Annotated in this window: 14 protein-coding genes; 9 read left to right on the forward strand and 5 right to left on the reverse strand. The window is 68.6% G+C overall.

All coding sequences use genetic code 11. From position 1 onward, the window contains the following. Positions 1-235: 235 nt before the first annotated feature. Genes H165_RS0109265 through H165_RS0109275 form a run of 3 tightly spaced genes read left to right on the forward strand, consistent with a single transcriptional unit; the run spans position 236 to position 2,001 of the window. Positions 236-1,219, forward strand: a complete 984-nt coding sequence (locus H165_RS0109265; protein WP_026146497.1) for a M23 family metallopeptidase — start codon at positions 236-238, stop codon at positions 1,217-1,219. Further along, positions 1,206-1,550: a hypothetical protein gene (locus H165_RS0109270; RefSeq protein WP_248681204.1), complete on the forward strand. Its 345-nt coding sequence runs from the start codon at positions 1,206-1,208 to the stop codon at positions 1,548-1,550. Before H165_RS0109265 ends, H165_RS0109270 begins: the two co-directional genes overlap by 14 nt. A 22-nt stretch (positions 1,551-1,572) precedes the next feature. Continuing rightward, positions 1,573-2,001 (forward strand): bactofilin family protein, encoded by a 429-nt coding sequence (locus tag H165_RS0109275; RefSeq protein WP_017938657.1) that lies wholly within the window; start codon positions 1,573-1,575, stop codon positions 1,999-2,001. A gap of 26 nt (positions 2,002-2,027) precedes the next feature. On the opposite strand, the gene H165_RS0109280 is transcribed toward H165_RS0109275, so the two are convergent. The 5 genes from H165_RS0109280 to gatC all read right to left on the reverse strand — a co-directional run bounded on the left by H165_RS0109280 (position 2,028) and on the right by gatC (position 6,155). Then, positions 2,028-2,408 carry a carboxymuconolactone decarboxylase family protein gene (locus tag H165_RS0109280; protein WP_017938658.1) on the reverse strand — a complete coding sequence of 127 codons (381 nt, stop codon included), beginning with the start codon at positions 2,406-2,408 and terminating at the stop codon, positions 2,028-2,030. A gap of 17 nt (positions 2,409-2,425) precedes the next feature. Then, entirely contained in the window at positions 2,426-2,791 is a 366-nt protein-coding gene (locus tag H165_RS0109285; protein WP_017938659.1) for a septal ring lytic transglycosylase RlpA family protein, read from the reverse strand. Positions 2,792-2,868: 77 nt separating this feature from the next. Beyond that, positions 2,869-4,317, reverse strand: coding sequence for an Asp-tRNA(Asn)/Glu-tRNA(Gln) amidotransferase subunit GatB (gatB, locus tag H165_RS0109290; RefSeq protein WP_017938660.1), 1,449 nt, complete (start codon positions 4,315-4,317; stop codon positions 2,869-2,871). An 84-nt stretch (positions 4,318-4,401) separates the two neighbouring features. Then, complete coding sequence (gene gatA, locus H165_RS0109295) at positions 4,402-5,853, reverse strand: Asp-tRNA(Asn)/Glu-tRNA(Gln) amidotransferase subunit GatA (RefSeq protein ID WP_017938661.1); 1,452 nt, start codon at positions 5,851-5,853, stop codon at positions 4,402-4,404. 14 nt (positions 5,854-5,867) lie between these two features. Next, positions 5,868-6,155: an Asp-tRNA(Asn)/Glu-tRNA(Gln) amidotransferase subunit GatC gene (gene gatC / locus H165_RS0109300; RefSeq protein ID WP_017938662.1), complete on the reverse strand. Its 288-nt coding sequence runs from the start codon at positions 6,153-6,155 to the stop codon at positions 5,868-5,870. A gap of 211 nt (positions 6,156-6,366) precedes the next feature. On the opposite strand from gatC, the gene mreB reads away from it, so the two are divergent. From mreB to H165_RS0109330, 6 genes are all read left to right on the forward strand, one after another. Beyond that, on the forward strand, positions 6,367-7,404 hold the full coding sequence (mreB, locus tag H165_RS0109305; RefSeq protein ID WP_026146499.1) for a rod shape-determining protein MreB: 1,038 nt from the start codon (positions 6,367-6,369) through the stop codon (positions 7,402-7,404). A 303-nt stretch (positions 7,405-7,707) separates the two neighbouring features. Beyond that, on the forward strand, positions 7,708-8,700 hold the full coding sequence (gene mreC / locus H165_RS0109310; protein ID WP_017938664.1) for a rod shape-determining protein MreC: 993 nt from the start codon (positions 7,708-7,710) through the stop codon (positions 8,698-8,700). Next, positions 8,697-9,185, forward strand: a complete 489-nt coding sequence (mreD, locus tag H165_RS0109315) for a rod shape-determining protein MreD (protein ID WP_017938665.1) — start codon at positions 8,697-8,699, stop codon at positions 9,183-9,185. The genes mreC and mreD overlap by 4 nt, the downstream gene beginning before the upstream one ends. A 40-nt stretch (positions 9,186-9,225) precedes the next feature. Next, entirely contained in the window at positions 9,226-9,816 is a 591-nt protein-coding gene (locus H165_RS0109320) for a Maf family protein (RefSeq protein WP_017938666.1), read from the forward strand. Beyond that, on the forward strand, positions 9,809-11,266 hold the full coding sequence (rng, locus tag H165_RS0109325; RefSeq protein ID WP_017938667.1) for a ribonuclease G: 1,458 nt from the start codon (positions 9,809-9,811) through the stop codon (positions 11,264-11,266). The genes H165_RS0109320 and rng overlap by 8 nt, the downstream gene beginning before the upstream one ends. A gap of 20 nt (positions 11,267-11,286) precedes the next feature. Further along, complete coding sequence (locus tag H165_RS0109330) at positions 11,287-15,108, forward strand: YhdP family protein (protein WP_017938668.1); 3,822 nt, start codon at positions 11,287-11,289, stop codon at positions 15,106-15,108. Positions 15,109-15,203: the final 95 nt, after the last annotated feature.

Genomic DNA, 15,203 nt, shown 5'->3' on the forward strand with positions numbered 1-15,203 from the left:
GAATCGTCGGAAAGGGGTTCGATGGCGCGCGCTCAGCCAGTAGACTCCGCGCCGGCGCCGGGCGGGACCGCCTCGGCAAGGCTCAAGCACGCCGTTTTGCGGCCTGGGCCGCAGTCTGGGGAAAAAGTTCGCGGGATGTCCGCGACTGGTCACTGGCCCGCAGAACTGTCGCGCGGGGCGTGGCAGAGTCCACCTCCGCTGAACAGGTCAGGCAACAGACCCAAGGGTATCGAGTATGAAGTTGTTCCCTCCCTCCAGTCGGGCTCTGATCCGTGGAGCTAACCGGGTGGTGGACCTGCGGCGGGTGCTGGGGCCCGTGCTGGTCCTCTCCCTGGCGCTGAATCTTCTCGCTTTCGCCGGTGGCTACTGGCTCGGGCGCGGGGCCGAGCGGGGCGCGGAACCGCTGGCGGCGGAGTCACACGGCGCGCCGTCCAGCGCGGAAAGCAGCTTCACCGTCGCCCGCCTTGGCGAGCTGGCCGGCCGGGTCAAGTCTCTGGAGGCCGATGCCCTGGCCCTGCAGCGCATGCTGGAGGAGCACAAGACCCTGAGCGAGCAGGTTTCCCGGGTCGATCCCGGCCTGCTGCCGACGCCGGCGAATGTCGCCGCGGACGATGACGCCGGCAAGGGCGGCGTGCTGCTGGCTCCGCGCGGCTGCACCGAGGAGGTTTGGCCGGACCATGCCGATGCCCTGGACGAGCTGCGCCGCAGCGAGGCCGCGGTGCGCTGCGTACGCGCCCGCTTCGACGACCTGCTGGAGCGTGTGACGACCCGCAACGCCGCGCTGCTGGCGATCCCCTCGTGGCGCCCGGTTGAGCAGGGGCGGATCGGCTCCACCTTCGGCAACCGCGTCGACCCCTTCAATCGTCGCTTGGCCTTCCATTCCGGGGTGGACTTCGCACTGCCCAGCGGCTCGCCGGTGCGTGCTTCCGCCGGCGGCAAGGTGCGCGCCGCCGGCCGTTGGGGCGGCTACGGCAAGCGCGTGGAGATCGACCACGGCAATGGCCTGGTGACCCGCTACGCGCACCTCTCGAGCATCCAGGTGCGGGTCGGCCAGGTGGTCACTCCCGGCCAGCAGATCGGCAAGGTCGGTTCCACCGGCCGCTCCACCGGCCCGCACCTGCATTTCGAGGTCATGAAGAACGGACGTTTCGTCGATCCGCAGCGCTTCCTGGCCTTGGACAGCCTGGAGAGCCACGGCGGTGCCGTTGCGCTCGATTAGGCGGCGTTCGACCCGCCATCTGGTGCGCGGCGATCACCGTCTGCTGATGGTCGGCCAGGGGCGTCGGCGACTGTGGCTGCTGGCCCTTGGCCTGCCGCTGCTGGTCGGTGCCCTGTGGTTCGCCGAGCGCCGTGAGCAGGCCGCGGAGCTGGCCGCGCTGCGCGAGGAAAACCGCCAGCTGAAGGCCAGCCTGGAGGAGAGCCGGCTGCTGCACCGTGAGGCGCAGGCCGCCGAGCGCCAGCTGGTGCGCCGCAACGCCGAGCTGTCCGCCCGGGTGAAGCGGCTGAGCACCGAGCTGGCGTTTTTCCGCAAGCAGAAAGACAACCCCTAGCTTTACCGGAGTACAGGAAAGGATGTTTCGTTCCAAGAAGGCGGCCCCGCGCCCGGCCATCGACAGTTTTTCCAGCCTGGTTTCTGACAACCTCACGCTGGTCGGTGACGTGGAGTTCACCGAGGGGCTCAAGGTCAGCGGGCGGATCCGTGGCAACGTGCGCCACAAGGAGGGCAGCACCAGTCTGCTGGCGCTGACCGCGGGTGGTCAGATCGAGGGCGAGGTGTGCTGCTACGACGCGCTGATCGACGGCACCATCGTTGGCGACCTGTGCGTCGAGCACCTCCTGGAGCTGCATTCCAACGCCCGGGTGTGCGGCAACATCCGCTACCGTCAGCTGAGCATGGAGAACGGCGCAGTGGTGGAGGGCACCCTGATGCGTCTGGACGACGAGCGCCCGGTGCTGGAGCTGCCGCAACCGGAACCGGCCGCGGAGACGGCGGCCGACTGACGCTGCGGGATCGCGCCCCCGGGTTCTCAGGCGCCGGGCTGTAGCTCGGCCAGCACTTCCTGGGCGGCGCGGAAGGCGTCGATGGCGGCCGGCACCCCGGCATAGACCGCGCAGTGCAGCAGCGCCTCGCGGATCTCCTCCACCGTGCAGCCGTTGTTCAGTGCGCCGCGCACGTGGCCCTTGAGCTCCTGCGGGCACTTCAGGGCAGTCAGCGCGGCGAGGGTGATCAGGCTACGGGTCCGCCGGTCCAGCCCCTCTCGGGTCCAGACCCCACCCCAGGCGTGCTCGTTGACGAATTCCTGCAGCGGCCGGCTGAACTCGGTGGCGTTGTGCAGCGCGCGGTCGACGAAGGCATCGCCCATCACTGCCCGACGTACCTGTTCGCCGGCGCTCTTCTGTTCGCTCATGCTGATCTCCCAAAGGTCTATCTGAGGCTCTGTACGCGCACCGGGGCAACGCCGCTGCCGAGCATGCCTAGGCGTTCGGCGGCCTTGCGCGAGACGTCGATGATCCGGCCGCGGACGTGGGGGCCGCGGTCGTTGATGCGGACCACGACGGAGCGGTCGTTGTTGAGGTTGGTGACCCGAACCCGGGTGCCGAAGGGCAGGGTGCGGTGGGCGGCGGTCAGCGCGTGCTGGTCGAAGCGCTCGCCGCTGGCGGTCTTCTTGCCGTGGTGCTTGGCGCCGTACCAGGAGGCCTTGCCGGTCTCGTCGTAGTGACCGCCGGGGCCGAGGCTGGCGCAGCCGGCCAGGCAGAGGGCGAAGCTGAGAAGCAGGAGTGTTCTGAACATGCGGTGTCCCATCGGTCTGGTGAGATCGTTGGGGCCGAGAGGCCGGCGGGTCGCCACGGCCGGCCTCGCGTTCAGCCCTAGCCTTCGAGCTTCTTCTTCAGCAGTTCGTTCACTTGGCCGGGGTTGGCCTTGCCCTTGGAGGCCTTCATGGCCTGGCCGACGAAGAAGCCGAACATCTTGGCGCGCTTGGCCTCGTCGCTGGCGCGGTACTGCTCGACCTGGGCGGCGTTGGCGGCCAGCACCTCGTCGAGCAGCTTGTCGATGGCACCGGCGTCGGTGACCTGTTTGAGGCCCTTCTGCTCGATGATCTCGTCTGCGCTGGCGCCTTCACCGTTGGCCAGGGCCTCGAAGACCATCTTGGCGATCTTGCCGCTGATGGTGTTGTCCTTGATGCGCAGGATCAGGCCGCCGAGCTGCTCGGCGGAGACCGGCGACTGGTCGATCTCCAGGCCTTCCTTGTTGAGCAGGCTGGCCAGCTCGACCATCACCCAGTTGGCGGCCAGCTTGGCGTCGCCGCAGACCTGCTGTACCGCTTCGAAGTAGTCGGCCATCTCGCGGCTGGCGGAGAGCACGCTGGCGTCGTAGGCGGACAGGCCGAACTGGCTCTGGAAACGCTCGCGCTTCTGGGTGGGCAGCTCCGGCAGCTGGGCGCGCACCTCCTCGAGGAAGCTGCGCTCGATGACCACCGGCAGCAGGTCGGGGCAGGGGAAGTAGCGGTAATCGTTGGCTTCCTCCTTGCCGCGCATCGAGCGGGTCTCGTCCTTGTTCGGGTCGTACAGGCGGGTTTCCTGGATGACCTTGCCACCGTCCTCGATCAGCTCGATCTGTCGCTGGATCTCGTAGTTGATGGCCTTCTCGATGAAGCGGAAGGAGTTGACGTTCTTGATCTCGGCGCGAGTGCCGAATTCGGCCTGGCCCTTGGGGCGTACGGAGACGTTGCAGTCGCAGCGCAGCGAGCCCTCGGCCATGTTGCCGTCGCAGATGCCCAGGTAACGGACCAGCGCGTGGATGGCCTTGACGTAGGCCACCGCCTCCTTGGCGGAGCGGATGTCCGGCTCGGAGACGATCTCCAGCAGGGGGGTGCCGGCACGGTTCAGGTCGATCCCGGTCATGCCGTGGAAGTCCTCGTGCAGGCTCTTGCCGGCGTCCTCCTCGAGGTGCGCGCGGGTGATGCCGATGCGCTTGACCGTGCCGTCCTCCAGGGTGATGTCCAGGTAGCCCTTGCCGACGATCGGGTGCTCGTACTGGCTGGTCTGGTAGCCCTTGGGCAGGTCCGGGTAGAAGTAGTTCTTGCGGGCGAAGACGTTGCGTTCGGCGATCTCGGCGTTAATCGCCAGGCCGAACTTGACGGCCATGCGCACCGCTTCCGCGTTGAGCACCGGCAGGGTGCCGGGCATGCCCAGGTCGATCAGGCTGGCCTGGGTGTTGGGCTCGGCGCCGAAGGTGGTGGCGCTGCCCGAGAAGATCTTCGAGCGGGTGCTGAGCTGGGCGTGGATCTCAAGCCCAATCACGGATTCCCATTGCATCTGCGTATTCCTCAATCCTGTGTGGCCTGCGGCGCGCCTCTCCCGCTACCCACGAGCGGGAGGGCCGCCGGGCGGCGCCATGCCTCAAAAGCCGGCCGGGGCGCGTTGGTGCCAGTCGCTGACCTGCTGGTACTGGTGCGCCACGTTGAGCAGACGGCCCTCCTGGAAGTAGGGAGCGAGCAGCTGCACGCCGACCGGCAGGCCGTCGACGAAGCCGGCAGGCATCGACAGGGCCGGGATGCCGGCGAGGTTGGCGGTGATGGTGTAGATGTCCTCCAAGTAGGCGGAGACCGGGTCGTTGGCCTTCTCGCCGAGCTTCCAGGCCGGGTTCGGAGTGGTCGGCCCGAGGATCAGGTCGACTTCCTCGAAAGCAGCGACGAAGTCGTTCTTGATCAGCCGGCGGATCTGCTGCGCCTTCAGGTAGTAGGCATCGTAGTAGCCGGCCGACAGCGCGTAGGTGCCGACCATGATGCGCCGCTTGACCTCGGCACCGAAGCCCTCGCCGCGCGAGCGCTTGTAGAGGTCCTCGAGGTTCTGCGGGTTCTCGCAGCGGTAGCCGAAGCGCACGCCGTCGAAGCGCGATAGGTTGGAGCTGGCTTCCGCCGGGGCGATCACGTAGTAGGCGGGAATCGCGTGCTTGAGGTTCGGCAGGGAGATGTCCTTGACCGTGGCGCCGAGCTTCTTCAGCTCCTCGACCACCGCCAGCACGGCGGCGCCGATGCGGCTGTCCAGGCCCTCGCCGAAGTATTCCCTGGGCAGGCCGATGCGCAGGCCGGCGAGCGGCTGGTTGAGCGCCGCCAGGTAGTCGTCCACCGGCTGGTCCAGGCAGGTGGAATCCTTGGGATCGAAGCCGGCCATGGCGCCGAGGAGCAGGGCGCAGTCTTCGGCGGTGCGGGCGATCGGGCCGCCCTGGTCGAGGCTCGAGGCGTAGGCAATCATCCCCCAACGGGACACGCGGCCGTAGGTGGGTTTGATGCCGGTGAGGTTGGTCAGCGCCGCCGGCTGGCGGATCGAGCCGCCAGTGTCGGTGCCGGTGGCCGCCGGCAGCAGACGCGCGGCCACCGCCGCGGCCGAGCCGCCAGAGGAGCCGCCGGGTACGCGTTCCAGGTCCCAGGGGTTCTTCACTGGGCCGTAATGGCTGGATTCATTGGCTGAGCCCATGGCGAACTCGTCCATGTTCAGCTTGCCGAGGGTCACGGTGCCGGCGGCAGCCAGCTTCTCGACCACGGTGGCGTCGTAGGGGGCCTTGAAGCCGGTGAGGATCTTCGAGGCGCAGCTGGTCAGTACGCCCTTGGTGCAGAACAGGTCCTTGTGGCCGATCGGCGCGCCGAGCAGGGCGCCGTTCTCGCCGGCGGCGCGGCGGGCGTCGGCGGCCTTCGCCTGGCACTCGGCGAGCTCCTCGGTGACGGTGATGAAGCTGTTGAGCTGCGGGTCGAGCTGGCGGATGCGCGCCAGCAGCGCCTGGCTCAGCTCGACGGCGGAAAATTCTTTGGCGGCCAGCGCGCGGCTGATCTCGGCCAGGGTCAGGTGATGCATGGGAACCCTTTCCTTCATTCGATGACTTTCGGCACCAGGTAGAGGCCGTTCTCCACGGCCGGGGCGATGGCCTGGTAGGCCTCGCGGTGGTCCGTTTCGGTGACCTCGTCGGGGCGCAGCCGCTGGGTGGCTTCCAGCGGATGGGCCAGCGGCTCGATGCCGTCGGTGTCGACGGCCTGCATCTGGTCGATCAGGCCGAGGATGTTGTTGAGGGTTTCGGTGGTGCGCGGAATGTCCGCCTCGTCCAGGCCCAGTCGGGCCAGATGGGCGATCTTTTCCACCTCGGAGCGTTCTAGCGCCATGGGAAATCTCCAGAACAAGCGGGCGGAGGGACAGCGGGCGGGGAACGGAACCCCGCATGCGTGGTCATAGGCCGCGAAATCGTGCCGTAAGGCCCGGAAAAGACGGCAATTTAGCACACCGCTCGGGTTGCCCAAAAGGCCCGTGGTTGTTAGAGTTTGCCGCACTTTTTTACCTGCGCATTTTTATCCACGCGTTCCCTAGGGTTATCCCATGCTCAAAAAACTGCGTGGCATGTTTTCCAGTGATCTGTCCATCGATCTGGGAACGGCCAATACCCTGATTTACGTGCGCGATCGCGGCATCGTCCTCGACGAGCCGTCGGTCGTCGCCATCCGTACCCATGGCAACCAGAAGAGCGTCGTCGCCGTGGGTACCGAGGCTAAGCGCATGCTCGGCCGTACGCCGGGCAACATCGCCGCCATCCGTCCGATGAAGGATGGGGTGATCGCCGATTTCAGCGTCTGCGAGAAGATGCTCCAGTACTTCATCAACAAGGTGCACGAGAACAGCTTCCTGCAGCCCAGCCCGCGGGTGCTGATCTGCGTGCCCTGCAAGTCCACCCAGGTGGAGCGCCGCGCCATCCGTGAATCCGCCCTGGGCGCCGGGGCCCGTGAGGTGTTCCTGATCGAGGAGCCGATGGCCGCGGCCATCGGTGCCGGACTGCCGGTCGAGGAAGCCCGTGGCTCGATGGTCGTCGACATCGGCGGCGGCACCACCGAGATCGCCCTGATCTCCCTGAACGGAGTGGTCTACGCCGAGTCCGTGCGGGTCGGCGGCGACCGCTTCGACGAGGCCATCGTCACCTACGTGCGCCGCAACTACGGCAGCCTGATCGGCGAATCCACCGCCGAGCGCATCAAGCAGGAAATCGGCACCGCCTTCCCGGGCGGCGAGATCCGCGAAGTCGACGTGCGCGGCCGCAACCTGGCCGAGGGCGTGCCGCGCAGCTTCACCCTCAACTCCAACGAAGTGCTGGAAGCCCTGCAGGAGTCCTTGGCGACCATCGTTCAGGCGGTCAAGAGCGCCCTGGAACAGTCCCCGCCGGAACTCGCCTCGGACATCGCCGAGCGCGGCCTGGTGCTGACCGGCGGCGGCGCGCTGCTGCGCGATCTGGACAAGCTGCTGGCCCAGGAAACCGGCCTGCCGGTGATCGTCGCCGAGGACCCGCTGACTTGCGTGGCCCGTGGCGGCGGCAAGGCGCTGGAAATGATGGACCGCCACAGCATGGACCTGCTGTCTTCGGAATAAGCGGCAGGCGCGGATCCACGAGCTGCTGAAAGTCGCGAGCGGTAGGCGGGTAGCGTGCAGGATGACAGGGGGAGGGCGGCCGTTGCCGAATGGCTGCCCGCCGTCCGTGGATCCGCAGACGGCCTGGCCGTCTCTTGACCGTATCTCCGGTGCTTCGCAGGATCGTGGCGATGTTCGGCATTGGGGCACGAGCCGCAAGCTGTAGCCGGAACACCCCCGCCAGCTTGCCGCTCCCGGTTGTAAACCTGCGGCTGCGAGGTACTCGCCATCAAACCGCTATTCACCAAGGGACCTTCGCTCGGCATGCGCCTGCTGGTGCTGGCCGTGCTTTCCGTCGCGCTGATGGTGGTCGACGCGCGTCTGGAGGTGCTCAAGCCGGTGCGTAGCCAGATGGGCCTGGTGGTCGCCCCCTTCTACTGGGTGGCCGGCCTGCCGGTGCGCCTGTGGGATGCCGTCACCGAACAGTTCAACAGCCGCAGCGAACTTCTGGCCGAGAACGAGAAGCTCAAGGCCGAGGCTCTGCTGATGCAGCGCCGCCTGCAGAAGCTGGCCGCCCTCACCGAGCAGAACGTGCGCTTGCGCGAGCTGCTCAACTCGGCGGCGCTGGTCGATGAGAAGGTGCTGGTCAGCGAGCTGATCGGCGTCGACCCTAACCCCTTCACCCACCGCATCATCATCGACAAGGGCAGCCGTGACGGGGTGTTCCTCGGCCAGCCGGTGCTCGACGCCCGTGGCCTGATGGGCCAGGTGGTGGAGGTGATGCCCTACAGCTCGCGGGTACTGCTGCTCACCGACACCACCCACAGCATTCCCGTGCAGGTCAACCGCAACGGCCTGCGCGCCATCGCCAGCGGCACCGGCAACCCGGAGCGCCTGGAGCTGCGCCATGTGGCCGATACCGCCGACATCAAGGAAGGCGACCTGCTGGTCAGCTCGGGCCTCGACCAGCGCTTTCCGGCCGGTTACCCGGTGGCCACCGTCAAGGAAGTGATCCACGACTCCGGGCAGCCGTTCGCCATCGTCCGTGCGGTGCCCACTGCGGCGCTCAACCGTAGCCGCTACATGCTCCTGGTGTTTTCCGACCAGCGCACCCCGGAGCAGCGCGCCAGCGACTCCGCCGAGGCCGAGGCGCGCGCCGAGCAGGACCAGCAGCGCGCCGGCCAGGCCGCGGAAACCGAGCCCGGCGAGGCGCCGACCGCCGGCGACGCTGTCCAGGCGGGCGAAGCGCCGCAGCAGGCCCCGGCGCAGCCGCAGGCGCCCTCGACATCGTCCAACCAGCCGGGAGGTGCCCAGTGAGCGTGCAACGGCCGCGTAACGGCTGGGTGATTTGGCTGAGCCTGGTGCTCGCACTGCTGCTCGGCGTCGCCCCGCTGCCCACTTTCATGGAGATCGGCCGACCGCTGTGGGTCGCGCTCTTTCTGTCCTACTGGGTTCTCTATCTGCCGCACCGGGTGGGCATGACCACCGCCTGGGTGCTGGGTTTGCTGCAGGACGTGCTCTACGGCTCGCTGCTCGGCCAGAACGCGCTGATCCTCACCCTGATCATCTTTCTGGTGCTCAGCCTGCACCAGCGCCTGCGCATGTTCCCGCTCTGGCAGCAGAGCCTGGTGCTCCTGGTGGTCTACGGCATCGCCCAGCTGGTGCAGCTGTGGCTCAACGCGCTGACCGGCAACCGCCCGCCGACCCTGGCGTTCATCCTGCCGGCGCTGGTCAGTGCGCTGCTCTGGCCCTGGGTCGCAGCCATCCTGCGCGGCCTCCAGCAGCGCCTCGGTATCCACTGAAGCGGCGCCACCGGCGCATCGACCAACAGGGAGAGGGTCCATGCTCTACCTCGCATCCGGCTCGCCACGCCGCCGCGAACTGCTCGCGCAGATCGGCGTGCCCTTCCGCGTCCTCAAGCTGGAAATCGACGAAAGTGCCCTGCCTGGCGAAGCGCCCGAGGCCTACGTGGAGCGTCTGGCGCGCGCCAAGGCCCAGGCCGGCCTGGTCCAATTGGACGATCCCGAGGCCGTGGTGCTCGGTGCCGACACCGCAGTGGTGCTGGATGGCCGCATCCTCGGCAAGCCTGCCGACCGCGCCGCCGCCCTGGCTACCCTGCAGGCCCTGTCCGGCCGCGAGCACCTGGTGCTCACTGCGGTGGCGCTGGCCGCATCGGGACGCTGCAAGGCCCGGGTGGTGGCCAGCCGAGTGGAGTTCCGCCCCCTGAGCGACGCCGAGATCGCCGCCTACTGGGAGACCGGCGAGCCCCGCGACAAGGCCGGCAGCTACGGCATCCAGGGACTCGCCGCGGTGTTCGTCCGCGCCCTGCACGGCAGCTATTCGGCGGTGGTCGGCCTGCCGTTGTGCGAAACTGCGGAACTACTGGCTGAGTTTGGCGTTCCATGCTGGCAGAAAGGGACCCCGCATGAGTGAAGAAATCCTGATCAACATCACGCCGATGGAGTCGCGCGTGGCCGTGGTGGAGAACGGCGTCCTGCAGGAAGTGCACGTCGAGCGTACCCAGCGCCGCGGGATCGTCGGCAACATCTACAAGGGCCGGGTGGTACGGGTGCTGCCAGGCATGCAGGCGGCCTTCGTGGACATCGGCCTGGAGCGCGCCGCCTTCATCCATGCTTCGGAAATCTCCAGCCGCGAGGGCAACGCGGTGGAGCCGATCAGCGCCCTGATCCACGAGGGCCAGAGCCTGGTGGTGCAGGTCACCAAGGACCCCATCGGCAGCAAGGGTGCGCGGCTCACGACCCACCTGTCGATCCCCTCCCGCTACCTGGTATACATGCCGCGCAGCAGCCACGTGGGCATCTCCCTGCGCATCGAGGACGAGGCCGAGCGGGAGCGCCTGAAGAAGGTGGTGGCCGACTGCGTCGCCGCCGAGGGTATCGAGGGCAGCGGTGGCTTCATCCTGCGCACCGCGGCGGACGGCGCCGGGGCCGACGAGATCCTCGCCGACATCCGCTACCTGCGCCGCCTGTGGGAGCAGATCTCAGCGCAGATGAAGAGCGCGGCGACGCCCTCGGTGATCTACGAGGACCTGTCCCTGGCCCTGCGCGCCCTGCGCGACCTGGTCACTCCGCGCACCGAGAAGCTGCGCATCGACTCCCGGGAGACCTTCCAGAAGGTCAGCCAGTTCGTCGCCGAGCTGATGCCCGAGGTGGCTGACCGTCTCGAGCACTACCCGGGCGAGCGGCCGATCTTCGACCTCTACGGGGTCGAGGACGAGATCCAGCGCGCCTTGGAGCGCAAGGTGCCGCTGAAGTCCGGTGGCTATCTGGTGATCGATCCGGCCGAGGCGATGACCACCATCGACGTCAATACCGGCGCCTTCGTCGGCCATCGCACCCTTGAGGAGACCATCTTCAAGACCAACCTCGAGGCGGCCACCGCCATCGCCCGCCAGCTGCGTCTGCGCAACCTGGGTGGGATCATCATCATCGACTTCATCGACATGGAGGACGAGGACCACCAGCGCCAGGTCCTGCGCACCCTGGAGAAGCAGCTGGAGCGCGACCATGCCAAGACCAACATCATCGGCATCACCGAGCTGGGCCTGGTGCAGATGACCCGCAAGCGCACCCGCGAGAGCCTCGAGCAGATCCTCTGCGAGCCCTGTCCGAGCTGCCAGGGGCGCGGCAAGCTGAAGACCGCCGAGACCGTCTGCTACGAGATCTTCCGCGAGATCCTCCGCGAGGCGCGCGCCTACCAGGCCGAGGGCTACCGGGTGCTGGCCAACCAGAAGGTGGTCGACCGCCTGCTGGACGAGGAGTCGGGCAACGTCGCCGACCTGGAAGCCTTCATCGGCAAGACCATCAAGTTCCAGGTGGAAACCATGTATTCCCAGGAGCAATACGATGTCGTGCTGCTCTGAGCCCCTGAGCACGATCTGACATGGCGCGGCTGGGCGATTGGCTGGTCACGCTGCAGCGCTGGGCCTTCGGCCTGTGTGCCCTGTTGCTGGTGCTGGCCGCACTCTACGTCAGTCTCGGCCGCGAACTGGTGCCCTGGGTGGCCGACTACCGCGCCGCGCTGGAGGAGCACGCCCGCCAGGCGTTGGGTCTGCCGCTGCGCATCGGCAATCTGGAGGGACGTTGGGAACGCTTCTCGCCGCTGATCTACGCCCACGATGTGGAGATCGGTGAGGGGGACGAACGGGTACGCCTGGAGCGCATCCTGGTAGTCCCGGACATCTGGGGCAGCCTGCTGGAGCGCCAGCCGCGCCTTGCATCGCTGACCCTGCAGGGGCTGAGCCTTACTCTGCATCAGGACGGTGACGGCGCCTGGCGCCTGGAGGGCATTCCAAAGCTCGGGCAGGGCGAGCGGCCGCTCGACCCCAATCGCGCCCTGGCCCAGCTCGGGCGCATCGCCCGGCTGTCGCTGCTGGACAGCCGACTGAGCATCGAGCTGCCGGATACCGAGCCGTTCAGCCTCACCGGAATCAACCTCAGCCTGCAGAGTGGTAGCCGGCAGCGCCTGGACGGCCGCTTCAGCCTGCCGGACGGCCAGCCGCTGGCCTTCAGCCTGCGCACCCGCCTGGATGGCGAGGACTGGCGCCGTTCCGCCGTCGAGCTCTACGCCAGCCTGCCGCAGAGCGATTGGGCGGCCTGGCTGCCGGCCGGGCTGACCCGTGACTGGCACCTCCGCGAGCTGCGCGCCGGCGGCGAGCTGTGGCTCAGGCTCGAGCGGGCGCGCCTGCAGCACGGCGTGCTGCGCCTGCACGCGCCGCGCATCGCTGGCGCCTATGCCGGACGGCCCGAGGTGGCGCTGGCTGACCTGTCGCTGACTGCCTACCTCGACGAGGGGCGCGACGGCCTGCGCGCGCTGGTCGACTCCCTGGCGGTGAGCCTGGGCGAGACGCGCTGGGGCGAGGTGCGCCTGAGCCTGCGCGAGCAGCGCGACGCCGAGTCCGGCTCGCGCTGGCGGCTGAGCGCCGACCGCCTGCACCTGACCCCGTTGCTGCCGGTGGTGCGCGCCCTCCTGCCATTGCCGGAGCAGCTCGACGCCTACCTGGCCGGCCTGGCGCCGCGCGGCACCCTGCGCAACCTGAGCCTCGACTACCTGCCCGCCGCCGCCCCTCTGGAGCGGCTGCGCTTCGCCGCCAACCTGGACCGCGTGGCTTTCTCCCCCTACCAGGCGATTCCCGGCGCCGAGAACGTCAGCGGCAGCATCGCTGGCAGCGCAGCGGGCGGCGAGTTGCTCCTGAACGGGGACGATTTCGTCCTGCATCTGCACCGCCTGTTCCCCGAGCCATGGCGCTACCGCAAGGCCGCCGGGACCTTGCGCTGGGCGCTGGACGACCAGGCCTTCACCCTGGTGCTGCCCTATGCGCAGGTCGACGGCGAAGAGGGCCAGTTGGTCGCCGACATGCTGCTGCGCCTGCGCCGCGATCCGGCGGAGGAGGACTATCTGGACCTGCGGGTCGGCATGCGCAACGGCGACGCCCGCTTCACCGAGCGCTACCTGCCGACCCTGGCGCCGGGCTTCAATCCGGTGCTGGCCGAATGGCTGAAGACCGCGATCCGCAGCGGTGCGGTCAACGCCGGCTACTTCGAGTTCCAGGGCTCGGTGAACCAGGGCGCCGAGCCGGCGGCGCGAGCCATGAGCCTGTTCTTCGACGTCCGCGACGCGGTGCTGGCCTTCCAGCCCGGCTGGCCGGAGCTGACCGGCGCGCGCGGCCAGGTGATCGTCGAGGACCAGGGCGTGCGGATCCGTCTGGCCGAAGGGCGCATCCTCGACAGCCGGGTCGGCGAGGTGTTCGCCGAGGTGCCCATCGTCCCCGGGCGGGTGGCCCACCTGCAGCTGGACGGCGCGGTGCACGGCAGCGTGGAGGATGCTCTGAAGATCCTCAAGGAAGCGCCCATCGGCACCGAGAAGATCTTCACCGACTGGTCGGGCAGTGGCGCGGTGAACGGCCGCCTGAAGCTGGACATTCCGCTGCGCAAGGGCGAGCAGTCGCGAGTGGCGGTGGACTTCACGGTGGACGGCGCGCAGCTGACCCTCGGCAAGCCGGCCCTGGCGCTCAGCCAGATCCGGGGCGACTTCAGCTACGACACCGCCCTCGGCCTCAGCGCCCCGGAGATCCGCGCCCAGGCCTTCGGTCGCGCGGTGCGCGGCAAGGCGCTGGTGGAGCGCCGCGACGGCCGGCCGCGTACGCGCATCGAGGCGAGCGGCCAGGTCAGCCTGAAGAGCCTGACCGACTGGCTGGAGCTGAAGACCCGGCTGCCGGCTTCCGGCAATCTGCCCTACAGCCTGGCGGTGATCCTCGACGGCGCCGGCAGCGAGCTGCGCATCGACTCCAGTCTCAAGGGCCTGGCCATCGATCTGCCGCCGCCCTTCGCCAAGGCCGCCAACGAGGAACGCGCCACCCGCCTGCGCATGAGCCTGAGCGGCCCGGAGCGGCGCTATCGGGTCAATCACGGCGGTTTCGCCAAGCTGGACGCGGTCATGCCTGCGGGCCAGCCGGAGAGGCTGCGCGGCGAGCTGCTGTTCGGCAGCGGCCTGCCCACCCTGCCTAAGGCACCCGGTCTGCAGGTCCGCGGCCGCCTGGCGGAGGTGAATGCCAGTGCCTGGCAGGAGGTCGCCAGGCGGCAGGCGCTCTCCGAGGTGAACGTCGCCCCGAACCTGCTGCGCGGCGTGGATCTGCGCATCGACCGCTTCCAGGGCTTCGGCACCAGCCTGGAGGATCTGGCGGTGCGTCTCGGCCGATTCGACGACAGCTGGTCGCTGAGCCTCGACAACCCGAAGATCAAGGGGCGGGCGCTGAAACCGGACGATCAGGGCGCGCCCATCGCCATCAACCTGGAATACCTGCGCCTGCCACCAGCCGAGCCGCCGCGGGAGGGGGACGAGGACCGTCCTGACCCACTGGCCGCGGTAGATCCGCGGCAGATCCCGGCGGTGGATCTGCGCATCGCCCAGCTGTTCCGTGGCGACGACCTGCTCGGTACCTTCGCCCTCAAGCTGCGGCCGACCGGGGAGGGGGTGCGCTTCGCGGACCTCGACCTCGACCTCAAGGGGCTCAAGGTCGGTGGCAATGCCTGGTGGGAGGGCACGGCAGGACAGACTCGCACGCGCTATCAGGGCCGCCTGCAGGGCGGGAACCTGGCCGACGTGCTCAAGGCCTGGAACTTCGCCCCCAACGTCACCAGCGAACGCTTCCGCCTGGACGTCGATGGCCGCTGGCCGGGCTCGCCGGCCTGGGTGGCGCTGAAGCGTTTCAGCGGCAGCCTGGAACCGAGCCTGCGCCGTGGCCAGTTCGTCGAGGTGGAGGGCGGCGCCCAGGCCCTGCGGGTGTTCGGCCTGCTCAACTTCGATGCCATCGGCCGCCGACTGCGCCTGGACTTCTCCGATCTGCTCGGCCGCGGCCTCAGCTACGACCGCGTCAAGGGCCGCCTGCAGGCCAGCGACGGCGTTTACCACACCGAGCAGCCGCTGCTCCTCGAGGGGCCGTCCAGCAACCTGGAACTGGACGGCCGCCTGGACCTGGTCAGCGATCAGATGGACGCGCGGCTGCTGGTCAACCTGCCGCTGACCAGCAACCTGCCGCTGGCCGCGCTGATCGTCGGGGCGCCGGCCGTCGGCGGGGCTCTGTTCGTGGTCGACAAGCTGCTCGGCGACCGGGTGTCGCGTTTCGCCGCCGTGCAGTACAACGTCCGCGGACCGGTCCGAGCCCCCCAGATCACCCTGGCCAGGCCGCTCGATAAACCCCGCTGAAGGCTTGCGGAACGCCCGGCGGCGGGCTGCCAGGGCGGCGCAACTGGGGTATACTCGCTGGCTTTTCACATGTTCCAACGTGAGTGCCGACAGCC

It is taken from the genome of Pseudomonas thermotolerans DSM 14292 (assembly GCF_000364625.1).
Classification (GTDB): Bacteria; Pseudomonadota; Gammaproteobacteria; order Pseudomonadales; family Pseudomonadaceae; genus Aquipseudomonas; species Aquipseudomonas thermotolerans.

Bases quoted from the DNA above. Each gene is read 5' to 3' on its own strand.
- H165_RS0109265 (WP_026146497.1), top strand. From the start codon at position 236: ATGAAGTTGTTCCCTCCCTCCAGTCGGGCTCTGATCCGTGGAGCTAAC.
- H165_RS0109275 (WP_017938657.1), top strand. From the start codon at position 1,573: ATGTTTCGTTCCAAGAAGGCGGCCCCGCGCCCGGCCATCGACAGTTTT.
- H165_RS0109280 (WP_017938658.1), bottom strand. From the start codon at position 2,408: ATGAGCGAACAGAAGAGCGCCGGCGAACAGGTACGTCGGGCAGTGATG.
- H165_RS0109285 (WP_017938659.1), bottom strand. From the start codon at position 2,791: ATGTTCAGAACACTCCTGCTTCTCAGCTTCGCCCTCTGCCTGGCCGGC.
- gatB (WP_017938660.1), bottom strand. From the start codon at position 4,317: ATGCAATGGGAATCCGTGATTGGGCTTGAGATCCACGCCCAGCTCAGC.
- gatA (WP_017938661.1), bottom strand. From the start codon at position 5,853: ATGCATCACCTGACCCTGGCCGAGATCAGCCGCGCGCTGGCCGCCAAA.
- gatC (WP_017938662.1), bottom strand. From the start codon at position 6,155: ATGGCGCTAGAACGCTCCGAGGTGGAAAAGATCGCCCATCTGGCCCGA.
- mreB (WP_026146499.1), top strand. From the start codon at position 6,367: ATGCTCAAAAAACTGCGTGGCATGTTTTCCAGTGATCTGTCCATCGAT.
- mreC (WP_017938664.1), top strand. From the start codon at position 7,708: ATGCGCCTGCTGGTGCTGGCCGTGCTTTCCGTCGCGCTGATGGTGGTC.
- H165_RS0109320 (WP_017938666.1), top strand. From the start codon at position 9,226: ATGCTCTACCTCGCATCCGGCTCGCCACGCCGCCGCGAACTGCTCGCG.
- rng (WP_017938667.1), top strand. From the start codon at position 9,809: ATGAGTGAAGAAATCCTGATCAACATCACGCCGATGGAGTCGCGCGTG.
- H165_RS0109330 (WP_017938668.1), top strand. From the start codon at position 11,287: ATGGCGCGGCTGGGCGATTGGCTGGTCACGCTGCAGCGCTGGGCCTTC.